Origin of the sequence: Vibrio chagasii (genome assembly GCA_041879415.1) — a bacterium.
Classification (GTDB): domain Bacteria; phylum Pseudomonadota; class Gammaproteobacteria; order Enterobacterales; family Vibrionaceae; genus Vibrio.
In genome coordinates, this window is sequence record CP090851.1 from 879,092 (window position 1) to 897,105 (window position 18,014).

An 18,014-nucleotide genomic window follows, 5' to 3' on the forward strand; every position below is an offset into this window, starting at 1 on the left:
TAATGATTATCGATACGCATAAATTACTTGGTTCAATATTCTATCAAGCAAAAAGTAAAGAGCAGTTAATAGATATTGTTCAGGCTCTCGTTGAAAACCAAGTATTATCAGAAGATTGTTTATTAGCCCTTCAAAATGAACAGGAAGATGACTTAACAGCAGAGTTTAGCCGCCTTTTTGAAGGGGTTGGAGAGATGCCAGCACCACCTTGGGGCTCGGTTTACCTCGATAAAGACCGCGTTGTGTTTGGCGAATCAACGGTCGCGTATCGACAGTTTTTAGAATTAAACCAAATAGAATTAGATACCGGTTTAAGAGAGCCCGAAGATCAGTTTGGTTTAATGTTATTCGCTCACGCCTATTTGTTAGAAAATAATAATATAAATTCAGCTCGTGAATTGCTTGAATCTCATTTATTAACTTGGTCTTTTGTATATCTAGAACTTCTAAATAAAAAGTCAGAACTATCTTTTTATAAGAAATTATCAGTTAGTGTAATTGATTGGCTTAATTACCTAACATCTGAATATAAATTAAGCGTTTCTAATAAAAAGTTATATATTGATTAATGTCTGAGCAAATAAATTCAAATAGGCGTGGTTTTTTAACTCGGTTGTCTAAACCTGTTAAAGCCGCAGCCAGTTATGAAGAGAAATCACAGCGCTTACATTCTAGGCCACCACGAGCCGTTGATGAGGTGCTGTTTGAGCGTCTGTGTGACGGCTGTGGCTTGTGTGAGCAAGCGTGCCCAAATAGTGTCATTGAGATACAAGAGGGCAGTGCGCTGCTCAATTTGGATTACAACAGCTGTTCAATATGCAACAAATGCAGTGAAGCGTGTCCGACTGGTGCACTTCACCCTACGGTAGCGCCTTACATTGATTTAAAACCTAACTTTGCTGATAGCTGTAATAACTACATGCAAATGGATTGTCACGCCTGTCAGACTGCTTGTTCAGCGGGCGCGATAAAGATTGAAGCTGGTGAACTGCCTAGCGTCGCTTTAGATAAGTGTAATGGCTGTGGAGAGTGTAGAAGCGCTTGTTACATCGGTTCAGTGACGTTGAGTCTCACTCATTAAGAAGGGCCTGAGTGTTGTCGCTGTTGATAGGAAGTCTCAGTAATCAGTGGTTGAGCGAGTATTGAAAGCAAAGGTATTCAAATCATCATGTATTAAAATCAAAAAGGGTCCGCACTCCTAGAGGAGGCGGACCCTATTTCGCTGTACTTCTTCAAGCTTTCGAATTGCCGCGTAATTGACGCGATTCGAAACAAGTCGAACGAATTAAGCGCGCTTTTGCTTGTTTCGATGAATCACGTTACTCAACGACAGATCGGATTTCGCTTTGCAGATACAAGGCAAAATCTCGTTACCTTGTGTGTAAGCCATAGCAAAACCAACGTACTCAACCTCACCAGAATCTAATGTACAGCGACAAGCACCACAGTGGCCATCACGGCAGTTGTATTCTGGCTCTAGCCCTGCCTGTTCCATTGTTTCCAATAGCGTATTTGAAGGGTTAGATTCAATTGAAGTTAGCTTGTTGATTTTGATTGTTGGCATTACAGCTCAAATCCTTCAAAGTCGTCAGCTTTTACTTCGTTGTCGATCTGACCAACTAGGTAAGAACTGATTTCAGCTTCTTGTGGAGCAACTTGTACGTTATCAGAAGATAACCAAGCGTTGATCCATGGAATTGGGTTCGATGTTGCTTCTGGGTAAGCAGTACCAAGACCAACAGCTTGCATACGGATGTTAGTGATGTACTCAACGTATTGGCAAAGAATATCTTTGTTTAGACCAATCATAGAGCCATCTTTGAATAGGTATTCTGCCCACTCTTTTTCTTGTTCAGCCGCTTGCTTGAATAGGTCGAAACACTCTTGCTTACACTCTTCTGCGATTTGCATGAATGTGAAGTCATCTTGACCGTTACGTAGCAAGTTGATCATGTGCTGAGTACCAGTCAGGTGAAGTGCTTCATCACGAGCGATTAGCTTGATGATTTTCGCGTTACCTTCCATTAGCTCACGCTCAGCGAATGCAAATGAACATGCAAAACTTACGTAGAAACGAATTGCTTCTAGTGCGTTTACAGACATTAGACATAGGTAAAGCTTCTTCTTCAGATCGTGAAGTGAAATTTTAACGTCTTCGCCGTTGATGTTGTGGTTGCCTTCACCGTAGCGGTGGTAATCCGCAGTAAGCTGGATAAGGTCGTCGTAGTAGAACGCGATGTCTTTAGCGCGCTTTAGGATCTCTTCGTTTTCAACGATGTCGTCGAATACTAGGCCTGGATCATTCACGATGTTACGGATGATGTGCGTGTACGAACGAGAGTGAATCGTTTCAGAGAAAGACCAAGTCTCAATCCAAGTTTCAACTTCTGGTAGTGATACTAGTGGAAGTAGGGCAACGTTCGGGCTACGGCCTTGGATAGAATCAAGCAGTGTTTGGTACTTCAAGTTAGAGATGAAGATGTGCTTTTCATGCTCAGGAAGCTTGTTGTAGTCGATACGGTCGCTAGACACGTCTACTTCTTCTGGACGCCAGAAGAAAGAAAGCTGCTTCTCGATAAGCTTCTCGAAGATTTCGAATTTTTGTTGGTCGTAACGTGCAACGTTAACCGACTGACCCAAGAACATTGGTTCTTTTAGTTGGTCATTTTTATTCTGAGAAAAAGTACTGTAAGCCATAAATGCCTCAAATCCTTTAAAGACTCGTTATAAAACGAACCCTGTTAATGCTTTAAACCCAGAGAAGATAACTTCTCTGGGGTCTTAATATTTTACTGCGGTTTAGATCTTACAACCGCCGCCTTCACAATCTTCTTCCGGCACTGTTACTGCGTCGCCTTGGTCGTCTTTAGCACCATCACGAGTGTTATGGTAGTAAAGCGTCTTAACACCAAACTTGTAAGCAGTCAGTAGGTCTTGAAGCAGCTTCTTCATCGGTACTTTACCGCTATCGTAAACACTTGGATCATAGTTAGTGTTTGCAGAGATAGCTTGGTCAACGAATTTTTGCATGATACCCACTAGGTGTAGGTAACCGTCGTTAGAACCAATGTTCCAAAGTAGCTCGTAGTTCTCCTTAAGATTTAGGAAATCTGGAACCACTTGCTTCAGGATGCCGTCTTTCGATGCTTTCACTGATACGTAACCACGTGGTGGTTCGATACCGTTAGTCGCGTTCGAGATTTGAGACGAGGTCTCAGAAGGCATAAGCGCAGTTAGCGTAGAGTTACGCAGACCATGCTCCATGATCTCTTCACGTAGCTCATCCCAATCGTAGTGCAGAGGCTCATCACATACTAAGTCGATATCTTTTTTGTAAGTATCGATTGGCAGTAGGCCTTTTGCGTAGTTAGTCTCGTGGAAAGATGGGCAACGGCCTTGCTCTTTCGCTAGTTCAACAGACGCTTTTAGTAGGTGGTATTGAATCGCTTCAAAAGTACGGTGAGTCAGGCCATTTGCACTGCCGTCAGAGTACTTAACACCATTCTTCGCTAGGTAGTATGCGTAATTGATAACACCTACACCTAGAGTACGACGGTTCATTGTCGACTTGTATGCTGCTGGAAGCGGGTAATCTTGGTAATCAAGAAGTGCGTCTAGAGCACGAACAACCAGTTCAGAAAGCTCTGCTAGGTCATCCAGTTCGTTGATTGCGCCAAGGTTAAATGCTGAAAGCGTACATAGTGCAATTTCGCCTTCGTCATCTTCTACGTTAGAAAGCGGCTTAGTTGGCAGCGCGATTTCTAGACATAGGTTAGATTGACGAACAGGTGCAACTTCAGAATCAAACGGGCTGTGTGTATTACAGTGGTCAACGTTCTGAATGTAGATACGACCAGTAGAAGCACGCTCTTGCATTAATAGAGAGAATAGCTCTACTGCTTTTACTGTTTCACGCTTGATTGACGGATCGTTTTCGTACTTAACGTACAGCTCTTCAAAACGCTCTTGGTTTTCGAAGAACGCGTCGTATAGGCCAGGTACGTCAGATGGTGAGAACAGGCTGATGTTGCCACCTTGAACTAGACGAGAGTACATAAGCTTGTTCAGCTGTACGCCGTAATCCATGTGACGAACACGGTTCTCTTCAACACCACGGTTGTTCTTCAGTACTAGTAGAGACTGAACTTCACCGTGCCATAGTGGGTAGAATACCGTTGCTGCACCACCACGAACACCACCTTGAGAACAACATTTTACTGCTGTTTGGAAGTATTTGTAGAAAGGGATACAGCCTGTGTGGAACGCTTCACCACCGCGAATCTCAGAACCAAGTGCACGGATACGACCTGCGTTGATACCGATACCAGCACGTTGAGATACGTAACGAACAATTGAGCTTGCAGTTGCGTTGATAGAATCAAGGCTGTCACCACACTCGATCAGTACACAAGAACTGAATTGACGAGTAGGCGTACGTACACCAGACATGATCGGTGTAGGTAGAGAAATCTTAAACGTAGACGATGCGTCGTAAAAACGTTTGATGTAGTCAAGACGAGTCGATTTCGGGTATTTAGCGAATAGACACGCAGCAACTAGAATGTAAAGGAACTGAGCACTCTCGTAGATTTCTTTCGTTACACGGTTCTGCACGAAGTATTTACCTTCAAGCTGTTTAACCGCTGCGTAAGAAAAATCTAAGTCACGCTTGTGGTCGATGTACGAGTCAAGTTCATCGAACTCGGCCTTCGTGTAGTCTTCCATTAGGTGGCTATCGTATTTACCCATATCAACCAGTTTTGCAACGTGGTCGTAAAGAGCAGGTGGCTCGTATTCGCCGTACGCTTTCTTACGTAGGTGGAATACTGCAAGACGTGCTGCAAGATATTGGTAATCTGGAGTCTCTTCAGAGATTAGATCCGCTGCTGACTTGATGATTGTCTCATGGATATCAGTAGTGGTAATGCCATCGTAAAACTGAATGTGAGCTTTCAATTCTACTTGTGATACAGAAACATTGTGCAAGCCTTCAGCTGCCCATGTGATCACGCGATGGATTTTTTCTAAATCGATCGTTTCTTTGCGCCCGTTACGCTTAGTAACAGTAAGTTGTTGGTTCATTCTGCTTAATTTCCCTAACAAAACTGAACAAGGCCGTGTTTTTGTCTATTTCTGTGTAATTTTTGTAAATTACGTTTCGGCTTTGTGATCTTGGTCTACCCATACATTGTAGTTCAAACACAACATATAGGGGTCATTTGTTTGTTGGGTTACAAGATAGTGCTACAACTGATATTTTTCAAGGCAAAGAAATGGGGTTGCTTGTGGATAAGTGGTGGATTGAAAAAAAACTGTAAGTGACCACTAACTGATGAGGTTAGATGTCACTTGATTGTATAAAACTCGCCTTTTAAGGATGCTTTATTTTTGCACGCCGATAAAAAAAAATCCCTTGATCTTTGGGCAAAATGAGCGATGGATTTTCGGCGATTAAATTTAAATCTAGGTGGTCAAAATGGAAGCTGGCGCACGAAATTTAGACTGAAAAAAGTCGCAAAGTTATGTTAATTGCAACTCTTTTCATTAGTCTTTTTATTAAAAAATTTTGCGGTTGATTTATTGATATTCGTTAGGCGAAATTTTTAGTGTGAACTATGTAGTTAACATCAACGTTTTGCCCTAAACGGTAACTGTCTGTTAACGGATTATAGTGTAGGCCAGTGATGCCTAATTCCTGAAGTCGGGTGTTGTCTATCATCTTGATAAGTTCAGCTGGGCGAATGAACTTGTCATGCTCGTGAGTGCCTTCAGGGACAATTCTAAGCAGTTTCTCTGCGCCAACAATAGCGAACAAGTAAGATTTGAAATTACGGTTCAACGTAGAGAAGAACACGTGTCCACCCGGTTTTACCAATTTTGAACAAGCAGTAATCACAGATTGTGGGTCTGGAACGTGCTCCAGCATTTCCATACATGTCACCACATCGTAAGTTTGTGGGTTTTGCTCTGCATGGTCTTCAATCGTGCTTTGGATGTAATCTAGCTTGGTGCCGGTTTCTAGAGCATGAAGACGAGCTACTTCTAGTGGCTCTTTGCCCATATCTAAGCCAGTGACTACTGCACCTTCAACAGCCATGCTCTCTGCTAAAATACCGCCGCCGCAGCCAACATCGAGGACTTTCTTACCAAACAAGCCTTCGGTTTTTTCTAGCACGTAATTTAGGCGAAGCGGGTTGATTTGGTGTAGAGGCTTAAACTCGCCTTCGAGATCCCACCAGCGCGACGCCATGTCTTCGAATTTCTTAATTTCTGCTGGGTCTACGTTCTGTGATTTAGTCATAATCGGCATTTCCAAGTTAAATAATGCATCCATGAAATTGCAGGCATTATAACTTGCCTTTTCGTGCTGACCAGAAGATCTACAATTTTGCGAATTTATTGGATGTAAAGTGACCATGTTTCAGCGAGATATGATGCTGAGGTGCAATTTCTCATCAATTGATTGGCTACAAGGGTCACAAGATGGTAAAAGGATAGGGAAAGTGATGCCTCCGTAGGTAAATTTGTGTTATATTTTTCGGTCTTATACGTATTCAAATATACGATCTGACTATAGAGGGAAAATGGCTCTATGAGCGATCTAGCGAAAGAGATCACGCCCGTAAATATTGAAGATGAGCTTAGAGGTTCATACCTAGACTATGCGATGTCCGTCATCGTTGGTCGTGCCCTTCCAGATGTGCGTGATGGCCTAAAACCAGTACACCGCCGCGTTTTGTTCGCGATGAATGTACTAGGTAATGATTGGAACAAACCATATAAAAAGTCTGCTCGTGTAGTAGGTGATGTAATCGGTAAATACCACCCGCATGGTGATAGTGCTGTATACGACACAATTGTTCGTATGGCTCAACCGTTCTCACTGCGTTACATGCTAGTTGATGGCCAAGGTAACTTTGGTTCTATCGATGGCGACTCCGCGGCTGCAATGCGTTATACCGAAGTTCGTATGGCGAAAATTGCTCACGAGCTTTTGGCTGACCTTGATAAGGAAACTGTGGATTACGTACCGAACTACGATGGTACTGAACAAATCCCAGCAGTTCTTCCGACAAAAATTCCTAACCTATTGGTAAACGGTGCTTCTGGTATCGCAGTAGGTATGGCTACCAACATCCCACCTCATAACCTAGGTGAAGTTGTTGATGGCTGTTTAGCACTTATCAATAATGAAGAAATCACGATTGATGAGCTAATGGACTACATTCCTGGTCCTGACTTCCCGACAGCAGCACTTATCAGTGGTCGTAAAGGCATCGTAGATGCATACAAGACTGGCCGCGGTAAAGTTTACATGCGTTCAAAAGCGGACATCGAAGCTGACAAGAATGGTAAAGAGACCATTATCGTTACTGAGATCCCTTACCAAGTAAACAAAGCTCGTCTGATCGAGAAAATTGCTGAACTGGTTAAAGATAAGAAAGTAGAAGGCATCAGTGCTCTACGTGACGAATCTGATAAAGATGGTATGCGTATTGTTATTGAATGTAAGCGCGACGCTGTGGGTGAAGTTGTTCTGAACAACCTATACGCACAAACTCAGTTGCAAACGACTTTCGGTATCAACATGGTTGCTCTAAACAATGGCCAACCACAGTTGTTTAACCTAAAAGACATGCTTAAGTGCTTCGTTGACCACCGTCGCGAAGTTGTGACACGTCGTACTATCTTCGAACTGAAGAAAGCGCGTGACCGTGCACACATCCTTGAAGCATTGTCTCTAGCACTTGCTAACATCGATGAAGTTATCGAACTTATCAAGAACGCCCCAACACCGGCAGAAGCTAAGATTGGCTTAGTGTCTCGTGGTTGGGATCTTGGTAACGTAGCTTCAATGCTTGAGCGTGCAGGTACTGACGCAGCTCGTCCTGATTGGTTAGAAGACCAATACGGCATCCGCGATGGTCAATACTTCCTAACGGAAACACAAGCACAAGCAATTCTAGAACTTCGTCTTCACCGCTTAACTGGCCTTGAGCACGAGAAGATTCTAGACGAATACAAAGCACTTCTAGAAGAAATCGCTGAGCTAATGCACATTCTTGCAAGCACTGAGCGTTTGATGGAAGTGATCCGTGAAGAACTTGAAGCGGTACGTGAAATCTATGGCGACGAGCGTCGTACAGAAATCACAGCAGCGGTTCACGATATCGACATGGAAGAGCTAATCGCTCAAGAAGACGTAGTAGTAACGCTTTCTAACGCAGGTTACGTTAAGTACCAAATCCTAAGCGACTACGAAGCTCAGCGCCGTGGTGGTAAAGGTAAGAGTGCAACTAAGATGAAAGATGAGGATTACATTGAGCGTCTGCTTGTTGCTAATACTCACGACAACATCCTATGTTTCTCTACGCGTGGTAAGACATACCGTCTGAAAGTTTATCAACTACCATTAGCAAGTCGTACTGCTCGTGGTAAGCCTATCGTTAACATTCTTCCTCTAGAAGAAGGTGAACGCATTACGGCTATTCTGCCTGTATCTGAGTTCTCTAACGACAAGTTCATCTTCATGGCAACCGGTGACGGTACTGTTAAGAAGACATCTCTGGATCAATTCGCAAACGTACGTGCTAACGGCCTAATCGCAGTTAACCTACGTGAAGACGATTCATTGATTGGCGTTGACATCACTAACGGTGATAGCGACATCATGCTGTTCTCTAAATCGGGCAAAGTTGTTCGCTTCAACGAGGACAAAGTACGTGCAATGGGCCGTACTGCCTCTGGTGTTCGTGGTATGAAGCTACCAGAAGACGATCAAGTGGTATCACTGATTGTTCCTTCTAACGAAGGCGATATCCTAACTGTGACTCAAAACGGTTACGGTAAGCGTACTGAGCTAGCAGAATACCCAACGAAAGGCCGTGCAACGCAAGGTGTAGTATCTATCAAAGTCTCTGAACGTAACGGCCCAGTTGTTGGTGCAGTTCAAGTTGAAGAAGGCGATGAAATGATGATGATCACCGACGCAGGTACGCTAGTACGTACTCGCGTTGCGGAAGTGAGCCAAGTTGGTCGTAACACTCAAGGTGTAACACTGATTCGTACTTCTGACGACGAGAATGTTGTAGGTCTACAACGTATCGACGAAGTAGAAGAAGCAGAGGTAGTTGAAGGCGAAGCTGAAGTAGCAAACGCTGAAACACCAGTGGTTTCTGAGTCAAGTGAAGAGCAAGCATCAGACGCTTCTGATAGCGAGCAAGACACTGAGTAATCTTTCACTTCTTTAAGAAGTTGAGACAAAAAACCGAGCCGTTGTGCTCGGTTTTTTATTACCTAAAATTCGCCGGTGACTTGTTTAAAAGCCAATAGCTAAACCTCGATCAATATTGTTTTAGTGAGAAAAAGGTAGAGTAAAAAGGTCGATGAAAGGAGAGTGGAATGGATATCTGGTTACTGATTGCTTTGCTGCTAATGAGCTTGTTCTTGGTGGTGATCGTGGTTGCATCAAACAGAAATACCAATAATCTCAAAGGTAATCTTGTTATCTCACTTGTTGCAATACTAGCCAGCGTTCTGATTTGGTCGCAGATGAAGCAAGTGACTCCTCAACTCTCTTCTGATGACGACAGTAGTTACACGGCAACAGACTTCCAAAATGAACTTCAACAAAGCCTTAAGCAAGATCCTAATCAATCAGACCTGTGGTTTAAATTAGGTGGTGTCTATATGCAAAAAGGGGAGTTTGACGCAGCCTATACCTGTTACGACTACGCGATTCGTTTAGATCCAGAGGCGCCTTCTGGGCTTTACGCAGCTAAAGCGAGCGCCTTATATTACCTGAGCTCACAGGCGATGAGTGATGATGTGAAAGGACTACTAAAGCAATCTATGAATCTTGATCCCAACGATCGTACGGCATTGATGTTGATAGCGACCGATCACTTTATCAGCATGCGCTATCAACAAGCGATCGACGCATGGACTCAAATCCTAGACTCTAACCAGAAAGGTATTGATCGTGTCTCTATCATTCATTCGATCAACCAAGCTAAACAGATGATCCATTAAACTTGGTATCACCTCAAACCTCTAAGTTATTTACTTTCCTGCATCTCAATTAGACCGCCAGCGTTGTGGATCTGTGTAAACCCTTGAGCTTTCAAATACTGGTAAGCTTGTCCTGAGCGGTTACCACTGCGGCAATACAAAACGATAGGCTGAGCTTTGTCTATGCTAGCAAAGTGCGTTGCAACCTCAGAAAGAGGGTAGTTAATCGCATTATCTAGATGCCCTTGCTTGAACTCTCCCGGTGTTCTGACATCAACGATAAGCGCACCTTCCTCTATCATTTCCCACCCTGTTTCTGCTCGTTCAGAGGCATGAAGTCCTGAACTAAGTAATGCGATGCATAATGCTGAAAGCGAAAGTAAGTGCTTCATTCTTTGTTCCTTGAATTAGCTAAAAGGTAATGTGAAGTTGGGACGGTTGAGCGTGCCCAAATCTAAAAAAACCAGCCACACTATTGTAGTGTGACTGGTTTTCTCTTATTGGTCTATTTGGAGGAACTAGTATTCGTAGCTAGCTTCACGCTTTTCAGCTTGCTCTTCCCACTTAGGTACCACAGTGTCTAAGAAGTGTTGCTTCTCGGCATTCATTTTATCCATATCCATTCCAAGCGCTTTTTGAGCCGCTTCCTTGGTTGAGATATCTGGAATCTCGATTGGATCGGTAATGCCTTTCTTCGCTAATAGACGAACAATCTTAGTACGCGCGTCTGCTGCACGGTCAACAGCTGTACCTAGAACTTCTAGAGCAACTTCTGGTGCATGCATATGAACACCATGAGATGCGATAGCGTAGTCCCAACGCCATTGAGCATGACGGATATCTTGTAAGATAGGTGCCATCTCTTGTTCTGTTGCACCTGCTTCCCATGCTGCACCAGCTTCAAAGTGAGCGGCTACGATTTGCTTCTCAGCAGTAAGCTTCATGTTTAGCACTTGCGCTTTACGGCTTGAAACGATGTTACGCATGGTCTCTTTAGATTGAGTATGGCAGTTAGCACAGGTGTCTTCGAAGCGGTCAAACGGGTTACCGACTTTATGGTCGGTATAAACGGTGCCATCTTCTTTCGTCACTTTAGGCATATGACAGTCAACACAAGCAACGTTGTTCTTGCCGTGAATGCCTTCGCGCCAAGTTTCGTAACCTGGGTGCTGAGCTTTTAGCATCGGTGCTTTAGAGACTTTGTGAGTCCAATCTTTAAAGCCAATGTCATCGTAGTACTCTTCCATCTGTTCAACACGAGTGCCTTTATCCCAAGGGAACTTAACGCCTTTCGTTGGACCTGTGAAATAGTATTCCACGTGGCACTGTGCACAAACAGAAGCTTGTTGGTCAAAGCGACCTTGTTCCTCAAAGTTCTTGCCGATCGCATCGAATGCACGTTCAACATAAGGACGAGTAACTTTTAGTGCTGGTTCGCCATTCTTAAAGCCTTCGCTCTGAGTATCATGACAGTCAGCACAACCAATAGGATTGACAATTTCACTGCCAAGACGAGCCCATTTACCTTCGAAGTAGCCGTCTTCACCACGCTCTTCAATTACACGAGCCACGTCTGGGCTTTTACAGCTCCAACACGCCATTGGCATTGGGCCAGAGTTTTCGTCGGTTGGTCCGCCAGTACGAAGGGTTTGTCTTACATCATCAACCGCATAAAAGTGGCCGCGAGCTTTGTTGTAGTCTTTCGCGAAACCGTAGCCAGCCCATAGAATAACCATGTTTGGATCTTCTTTTAGTGCGTCTTCAATGGCTTCGCTCTCAGACGTTTGTCTCCATGAATGATATTGATCAGGGTGGTTTTGCTCGAACTGGTCGTTACGAGGATCACCAATTTCTTTTTGTTCAGACGCAGCAAAACTGGTCGCGCTTGCGAGTGACGCGCTAACCATTAATAGTGCTGTGACCGAATTACGTATCCAATGCTTTTTCACAGTGATATCTCCAATATACTGATTTTTATACCAAGCGTTGTGAGTTTGCTATTCAAATTAAGAATTGGAGAATTGCTGTTTATATTAATTCATAAATAAACACATTTTGTTACGAGTCGGATGTTTGCTTGTTTTAGATCAATTAATGGTAGTGACTTTAATCACGTTGAAGTTTATATAACCCTAAAGGGGTATGTGAGTGGTAGGTGGAAAGAAATTAATTGAGAATTATTATCATATATAACAGTGAATTAGCGAGCATGCCCCTGTAATAAATAGGGTGATTGTGTTCACATATTACCCGTTGCATATTTCGCATTACCCAATTAGGGGTATATCCTAAATATAGAAAGCGTTGTGGCTTATCCAAAATAAGAATTGATATCATTTAAACGGTAATAATATCGTTTAAGGGTACTTTTGTTTAACCGGAATATTATTTAGTTGAGAGTTAAATAATGCCGGTATAAGGAAAGGATAAAATGGGCAATATTAAATTGGCCATAGTCATAATGCTTAAATCCCTTCTAGCATTCTGCCTCTATGGTTATTCCATTCATGCTGTTGCGGAGCCCGCTGTTACGCCAGTAGGGGAGTCAACAAGACATGAAGTCGAATTAATACGTGACAAAGATTACAAGTGTGTTCAATGCCATAAAGATTCTAAAGAAACGGTATTTGGTTCACACGGTGAGAGTGCGCACGCTTTACTTGGTCGTGAAGTGAATTGTACCGATTGTCATAGTTCTATTGGCCCCGATCACCGTGATGGCGCACCTGAGGTGGTGAAGTATCGTGCGGCTCAATCACAACCCGGAACTGAAAAGGTTTTCCTCGACCCTAGCTTAATCCTAGATGCCAACAGCCAGTGTATAGATTGCCACAAGCCTGATGATCTACGCGAAGCGAGTTGGACTCATGATGTACACGCACAAAACTTAACGTGTTCAAACTGTCACGACGTGCATGCGAGTGAAGCGAAGGTGCTTGGCTTAGATAAGAAGCAAACCATTAAGCTGTGTGTGGATTGCCATTCAGACTTCAACCAGAAGAAAGAAGAGGAGTAATCTATGAGCTGCTCAAGAAGAAACTTTTTAGCTGGCGCGGGTGCCGTGATCTTCACAACGGGTGTTGTGGGCACTGCAGCAGTCACTAGCCGTAAAACACTGGCTAATGTACAGGAAGATGGTACTAAACGTTACGGAATGGTTCATGACGAAACTGCGTGTATTGGTTGCACTGCCTGTACTGAGGCGTGCCGTGAAGTGAACAAAGTCCCTGAAGGCGTATCGCGATTAGAAATTATTAAGAGCGAGCCTCAAGGCGAGTACCCAAATGTTGATTACCGTTTCACTCGTAACTCTTGCCAACATTGTGATAACGCTCCTTGTGTGATGGTTTGTCCTACAGGGGCGGCCTACAAAGATGAGAAGACAGGCATTGTTGATGTGCATAAAGAGAAGTGTGTGGGCTGTGGCTACTGTCTACTTGCTTGTCCATATCAAGTGCGCTTCTTCCATCCTGAAAATAAGTCGGCCGACAAATGTAACTTCTGTCGTGATACCAATCTAGCACAAGGTAAATTGCCTGCTTGTGTTGAATCTTGCCCTACCAATGCGCTGATATTTGGCGATTTAAATGACCCTAAGAGTGAGATTAATCAGGTGCTTAAATCAGAGGTGGTTTACAGAGATAAAGCTTATCTAGGTACCCAGCCAAAACTCTATAAAGTGCCACACCAAAAAGGGGAGATTTGATTATGAGTGCATGGGCTACAGCTTTCCAATCAGGCACCGTGGTTTGGGATTGGATCATTGCTATTTATCTATTTTTAGCAGGTATGTCAGCGGGGGCTGTCATGATCTCGATCTACCTTAAAAGAAAGGTGATTGATGGGGATCCTGCAAATAATGGTGTTTTAAAGGCAACGGCATTTCTAGCGCCATTTGGGATAATTTCAGGCTTATTGATCTTGGTTTTCCACCTGACGAAACCACTATCGTTTTGGAAGATCATGATCTTCTATAATCCAACGTCTGTGATGTCGATGGGTGTGATCTTATTCCAAGTGTATATGGTGATCCTATTTGTTTGGATCGGCATTATATTCCGTAATCAGATTGCCGTATTCTTGAGTGATCAAGCATGGTTAAAAGGTCGACTAGACTTTGTCAGCAACTGGATTGGCAAACTAGAATCTTTCGAGAACGCTTTTGAAATATTCTTGGCAGTACTTGCGCTATTGCTTGCCGCTTACACTGGTTTCTTACTTTCTGCACTAAATACCTTCCCAATGCTGAATAACCCAGTGTTGCCTATTTTGTTCTTATTCTCGAGTTTATCCTCGGGAGCGGCAGCATGTATTCTATTCGGTGTATTGGTATTTAAGGAGTCACCACATAGTGCCAGTATTTCTTGGATCCACGGCTTCGAACGTCCTGTTGTGATGTTTGAACTGTTTGTTCTTGTCACTTTCTTTACTGGGTTAGTATTTGCTGGTGGTCAAAGTGAGCAAGCAGTATGGAACGCCATAGGCAGTGGTTTCTGGGCAAGTTGGTTCTGGTATGGAGTGATAGGTGTGGGCATGGTTCTACCTTTGTTGCTTAATGCTGTAACACCAACATCGGTTCGCCATAGTACTGTGTATATTTTCTCGGTTACTTCACTGAGCCTGATGGGCGTATTAATGCTAAGAACGTTTGTCCTTTATGCAGGGCAATTAACGTTAGCTTAATTTCGCTCAAGTTATAAGGGCGTGTTGGCCTTTCGAACTGATTTTTGCAACGAGTTGCTGGGCATTTATACAAGGCAGCGGCTTTGATGTGTAGCTAGCCTACATGAGAAGCCGATAACGTAGTAGAAATGCCCAGCAAACGTTGCCCGAAGGGTTCGGCTAAAAGCGTTTTACTCTTTGTTGAGGGAGATTTGCTTAGAACGACTAGGCTACTTCACCCTCGCCGCGATTAAAACGCTTTTATCTCGAACAAAATTTAACCTCGAAAGGTCAACACGCCCTAGCAAGCAGATGTTGGATACTGAGCATCTGCTTACTAATTCTTTGTTTCTTTGAGTAAAGAAGCTAACTATGGTTTTACTTGGTTCTGCTTAGGTAGAACCTGATTGAGGTGATATGGTCGGTTCTTTGGGGCTGTTTAGTTTAATTTTGGTCGCTGTTCTTAGCAGCATTATCGCTGTGCATTCGATGTATCAAATGCTAACTAAACAAGCACAAAATGTGGCTCTAATTCGCAGTTTCTCCCTTTCAAGCGCTTTGTTTTCCATTGGCGCTATCGTTTTACTTGGCTATGCCTTTGTCAGTGACGACTTTTCCATCCTCTATGTTGCAGAGCATTCTAATACCCAATTACCCACCTTCTTCAAGATGGCGGCTGTGTGGGCTGGGCATGAGGGCTCATTATTATTTTGGGTGTTAACCATTAGCTGTTGGTCGGGTGTGATTGCCCTACAAAAGCACTACTCTTCGGAGTATCAGAGCCGCGTATTGTGGGTGATGAATGTATTACTCGCGATATTCGCCTGGTTCACCTTGTTTGCTTCGAATCCGTTTGAATTGAACTCCACCTTGCCACTTGAAGGGCGCGATCTTAACCCTATGCTGCAAGACGTTGGTTTGATATTCCACCCACCTCTATTGTATTTGGGTTATGTGGGTTTCTCTGTTGTATTGGCATTTGCTGTGGCCGCTTTGCTGGTGGATCCGATTGAGTTCGATTGGGTCGCTCATTGTCGCAGTTGGTGTTTAGTCGCTTGGATCTTTTTAACAGCGGGGATCATTCTTGGCTCTTGGTGGGCATACTACGAGCTAGGGTGGGGTGGTTGGTGGTTCTGGGACCCGGTAGAAAATGCCAGCCTATTACCTTGGCTAACATCAACCGCTCTACTGCACAGTTTGGGCGTTGCTAAAGGTAAGCAACAGTTGCTGAAGTGGTCACTTAGCCTTGCTTTCATTACGTTTTGTTTAAGTATCCTCGGTACTTTTATCGTTCGATCTGGCGTTCTCACTTCCGTTCATGCTTTTGCTGTTGACCCAACCAAAGGTATCGCGCTGTTGCTGATACTGGTTTTGGTGTTAGTGAGTTCCTTTTCTCTTCTTATTGTTCGTGGTGAATCTTTCGAGTCGAATCCAATCACTAGTTTTGCGAGCAAAAGTTTTTTGAGCTTAGTCGCGGTACTTATATTTGTACTGGCTACGGCGGTGGTGGTGTTTGGTACCTTCTATCCAATGGTCTTTGAATTGCTTGGCCTCGGAAACATCTCTGTGGGCGCACCTTACTTTAATCTTCTTATTGCGCCATTGGCTCTGCTTGCGATGGGAGTGATAGGGTTAGCACCATTGCTCAGTATTAAACCTCAAGCATCGAAAGGTGTGATTGCGTGTCTTGCTTTGTTGTCCTCCGGACTTGGCTTGCTAACTTACATTTTGCAAGTAGGCACGATCCAAGTGATGGTACTACTGACATGGCCACTCGCCTTTTGGGTAGTCCTTACTCATGTTTACGGACTAGTGGTAACACGCGATTCTAAGTTTCAACGTAAAGTGTGGGTAATGACATTAGCGCATGTTGGCGTCGCTGTGTTAGCAGTAGGGGCTGCAATGAACAGTTACCACTCTTTTGAACGCAGTTATAAATTGAGTCCTGGGGAGCAGGCAGAGTTCATGGATTGGACGCTTTCACACCAGGACACTGAGCTCTATGTCGCTTCAAACTTTACGGCTGAAAGAGCGATGCTTACGTTGCGAACGGACGAGCGAGCGTTTTCTATCAATCCTGAGAGAAGACACTATCAAGTCAGAGTGATGAACATGAGTGAGCCTGCTATGAAGTGGTTCTGGCATGGCGATGTCTACATCACTATGGGAGAGAAAGTCGATTCAACAGCGTATGCATTTCGTGTTCAGTACAAGGCGTATGCACGTTGGATTTGGTTCGGTGGGCTGATTTCTATCTTAGGCGGATTGCTTTCACTGACTCATCGAAAAAAGAAAACCGTTAAGGCGTCACAGTATGCATACCAACGTTCGTAACAAGCTTATCGTGCTCATTACACTGACACTGATCGTGGTGTTGGCATTTTTGTTTGCATTAGAGAATAAACAGCAAACCACCACAGTATCGACATCACAAAGAGTGTTCCCTGAATTTACATCGACGGCGTTAGTAGATAGTCAAAGCATCAAAGCAAATCAGCAGCTAACGCGAGCGGACATTACACAACACGCTTATCAACTGGTCAATGTATGGGCATCATGGTGCGGGATCTGTAAAACGGAGCATGCGTATTTATTGGAGCTTCAAGACCAAGGTATTCCAATTATTGGACTTAACTACAGAGATAACTCGGCCGCTGCTATTAATGTGCTATCGAATGATGGCAACCCTTATTCAAAAGTGATTAGCGACCCTCAAGGTAAGTTAGCGCTCGAACTTGGTGTAATAGGGACTCCAGAGACATACTTGGTTGATGCTAAAGGAAATATTGTGAAGAAGTTAATGGGCGTAATTAACGAATCCGTGTGGCAAGATGAGCTTGCTTTTTATTTTGATGGTGTGGATGGATAATGAGATCTTTAGCCCAAATAATATTATTCGTCTCTATGATTATCACGATAAGTCTACCCGCATCCGCAGAAGATTTGTTTGTTCCCAGTGATAAGAGCACCAGTATTCAAGTTGAACTGTTTGAGTTTGAAAGCCCCGACCAACAACAGCGCGCCATTGCTTTAGCAAAGACACTGCGCTGTCCTCAATGCCAAAACCAGAACCTGATTGAATCAAACTCTCCGATTGCGAAGGACTTACGCCTTGTTGTATTTAATATGGTGAAAGCAGGGAAGAGTAATCATGAAATTACTCAATATATGACAGAAAGGTTTGGTGAGTTTGTACTTTATAAACCAGCGATGAGCGTTTCAAACTTATTACTTTGGCTGCTACCAAGCCTATTATTTTTGCTATTTATATATTTATCAGTAAAAAGTGTTAGAAAGCGCTCATAAAAATTGTGTATTACTGTTTACCAATTGAACTGTAT

Annotated in this window: 16 protein-coding genes; 10 read left to right on the forward strand and 6 right to left on the reverse strand. The window is 43.5% G+C overall.

The genetic code is table 11. The features are described from left to right. Positions 1–2 precede the first annotated feature (2 nt). Both L0991_03960 and napF read left to right on the forward strand, forming a co-directional pair. Entirely contained in the window at positions 3–569 is a 567-nt protein-coding gene (locus tag L0991_03960) for a molecular chaperone (protein XGB63227.1), read from the forward strand. Beyond that, positions 569–1,081, forward strand: a complete 513-nt coding sequence (gene napF / locus L0991_03965; GenBank protein ID XGB63228.1) for a ferredoxin-type protein NapF — start codon at positions 569–571, stop codon at positions 1,079–1,081. The genes L0991_03960 and napF overlap by 1 nt, the downstream gene beginning before the upstream one ends. Positions 1,082–1,285: 204 nt before the next feature. On the opposite strand, the gene yfaE is transcribed toward napF, so the two are convergent. The 4 genes from yfaE to ubiG all read right to left on the reverse strand — a co-directional run bounded on the left by yfaE (position 1,286) and on the right by ubiG (position 6,334). Beyond that, complete coding sequence (gene yfaE, locus L0991_03970) at positions 1,286–1,564, reverse strand: class I ribonucleotide reductase maintenance protein YfaE (GenBank protein ID XGB63229.1); 279 nt, start codon at positions 1,562–1,564, stop codon at positions 1,286–1,288. Further along, on the reverse strand, positions 1,564–2,697 hold the full coding sequence (nrdB, locus tag L0991_03975) for a ribonucleotide-diphosphate reductase subunit beta (protein XGB63230.1): 1,134 nt from the start codon (positions 2,695–2,697) through the stop codon (positions 1,564–1,566). Before nrdB ends, yfaE begins: the two co-directional genes overlap by 1 nt. 102 nt (positions 2,698–2,799) lie before the next feature. Next, entirely contained in the window at positions 2,800–5,082 is a 2,283-nt protein-coding gene (gene nrdA, locus L0991_03980; GenBank protein ID XGB63231.1) for a ribonucleoside-diphosphate reductase subunit alpha, read from the reverse strand. Between the two features lie 508 nt (positions 5,083–5,590). Then, a complete protein-coding gene (gene ubiG / locus L0991_03985) occupies positions 5,591–6,334 on the reverse strand; it encodes a bifunctional 2-polyprenyl-6-hydroxyphenol methylase/3-demethylubiquinol 3-O-methyltransferase UbiG (GenBank protein XGB63232.1) in 744 nt (247 codons plus the stop codon). A gap of 258 nt (positions 6,335–6,592) precedes the next feature. On the opposite strand from ubiG, the gene gyrA reads away from it, so the two are divergent. Both gyrA and L0991_03995 read left to right on the forward strand, forming a co-directional pair. After that, positions 6,593–9,235, forward strand: coding sequence for a DNA topoisomerase (ATP-hydrolyzing) subunit A (gyrA, locus tag L0991_03990; protein XGB63233.1), 2,643 nt, complete (start codon positions 6,593–6,595; stop codon positions 9,233–9,235). Between the two features lie 167 nt (positions 9,236–9,402). Next, positions 9,403–10,032, forward strand: coding sequence for a tetratricopeptide repeat protein (locus tag L0991_03995; GenBank protein ID XGB63234.1), 630 nt, complete (start codon positions 9,403–9,405; stop codon positions 10,030–10,032). 26 nt (positions 10,033–10,058) lie between these two features. Here the strand turns inward: L0991_03995 and L0991_04000 are convergent, their stop codons facing one another. Both L0991_04000 and nrfA read right to left on the reverse strand, forming a co-directional pair. Then, the gene (locus L0991_04000) at positions 10,059–10,403 is read right to left on the reverse strand and encodes a rhodanese-like domain-containing protein (GenBank protein XGB63235.1); all 345 of its coding nucleotides are present in this window, start codon (positions 10,401–10,403) and stop codon (positions 10,059–10,061) included. Positions 10,404–10,529: 126 nt separating this feature from the next. Then, on the reverse strand, positions 10,530–11,960 hold the full coding sequence (gene nrfA, locus L0991_04005) for an ammonia-forming nitrite reductase cytochrome c552 subunit (protein ID XGB63236.1): 1,431 nt from the start codon (positions 11,958–11,960) through the stop codon (positions 10,530–10,532). 482 nt (positions 11,961–12,442) lie between these two features. On the opposite strand from nrfA, the gene nrfB reads away from it, so the two are divergent. From nrfB to nrfF, 6 genes are all read left to right on the forward strand, one after another. Then, entirely contained in the window at positions 12,443–13,027 is a 585-nt protein-coding gene (gene nrfB, locus L0991_04010) for a cytochrome c nitrite reductase pentaheme subunit (GenBank protein XGB63237.1), read from the forward strand. Positions 13,028–13,030: 3 nt separating this feature from the next. Further along, entirely contained in the window at positions 13,031–13,717 is a 687-nt protein-coding gene (nrfC, locus tag L0991_04015) for a cytochrome c nitrite reductase Fe-S protein (protein ID XGB63238.1), read from the forward strand. A gap of 2 nt (positions 13,718–13,719) precedes the next feature. Beyond that, positions 13,720–14,694 (forward strand): cytochrome c nitrite reductase subunit NrfD, encoded by a 975-nt coding sequence (gene nrfD / locus L0991_04020; GenBank protein ID XGB63239.1) that lies wholly within the window; start codon positions 13,720–13,722, stop codon positions 14,692–14,694. A 396-nt stretch (positions 14,695–15,090) separates the two neighbouring features. Continuing rightward, entirely contained in the window at positions 15,091–17,007 is a 1,917-nt protein-coding gene (locus L0991_04025; protein ID XGB63240.1) for a heme lyase CcmF/NrfE family subunit, read from the forward strand. Next, entirely contained in the window at positions 16,988–17,542 is a 555-nt protein-coding gene (locus L0991_04030) for a DsbE family thiol:disulfide interchange protein (protein ID XGB63241.1), read from the forward strand. Before L0991_04025 ends, L0991_04030 begins: the two co-directional genes overlap by 20 nt. Then, positions 17,539–17,979, forward strand: a complete 441-nt coding sequence (nrfF, locus tag L0991_04035; GenBank protein ID XGB63845.1) for a heme lyase NrfEFG subunit NrfF — start codon at positions 17,539–17,541, stop codon at positions 17,977–17,979. The genes L0991_04030 and nrfF overlap by 4 nt, the downstream gene beginning before the upstream one ends. The last annotated feature ends 35 nt before the right edge of the window (positions 17,980–18,014 follow it).

Bases quoted from the DNA above. Each gene is read 5' to 3' on its own strand.
- L0991_04025 (XGB63240.1), top strand. From the start codon at position 15,091: ATGGTCGGTTCTTTGGGGCTGTTTAGTTTAATTTTGGTCGCTGTTCTT.
- gyrA (XGB63233.1), top strand. From the start codon at position 6,593: ATGAGCGATCTAGCGAAAGAGATCACGCCCGTAAATATTGAAGATGAG.
- nrdA (XGB63231.1), bottom strand. From the start codon at position 5,082: ATGAACCAACAACTTACTGTTACTAAGCGTAACGGGCGCAAAGAAACG.
- yfaE (XGB63229.1), bottom strand. From the start codon at position 1,564: ATGCCAACAATCAAAATCAACAAGCTAACTTCAATTGAATCTAACCCT.
- napF (XGB63228.1), top strand. From the start codon at position 569: ATGTCTGAGCAAATAAATTCAAATAGGCGTGGTTTTTTAACTCGGTTG.
- nrfD (XGB63239.1), top strand. From the start codon at position 13,720: ATGAGTGCATGGGCTACAGCTTTCCAATCAGGCACCGTGGTTTGGGAT.
- L0991_03995 (XGB63234.1), top strand. From the start codon at position 9,403: ATGGATATCTGGTTACTGATTGCTTTGCTGCTAATGAGCTTGTTCTTG.
- ubiG (XGB63232.1), bottom strand. From the start codon at position 6,334: ATGGATGCATTATTTAACTTGGAAATGCCGATTATGACTAAATCACAG.
- nrfC (XGB63238.1), top strand. From the start codon at position 13,031: ATGAGCTGCTCAAGAAGAAACTTTTTAGCTGGCGCGGGTGCCGTGATC.
- L0991_04000 (XGB63235.1), bottom strand. From the start codon at position 10,403: ATGAAGCACTTACTTTCGCTTTCAGCATTATGCATCGCATTACTTAGT.
- nrdB (XGB63230.1), bottom strand. From the start codon at position 2,697: ATGGCTTACAGTACTTTTTCTCAGAATAAAAATGACCAACTAAAAGAA.
- L0991_03960 (XGB63227.1), top strand. From the start codon at position 3: ATGATTATCGATACGCATAAATTACTTGGTTCAATATTCTATCAAGCA.
- L0991_04030 (XGB63241.1), top strand. From the start codon at position 16,988: ATGCATACCAACGTTCGTAACAAGCTTATCGTGCTCATTACACTGACA.
- nrfB (XGB63237.1), top strand. From the start codon at position 12,443: ATGGGCAATATTAAATTGGCCATAGTCATAATGCTTAAATCCCTTCTA.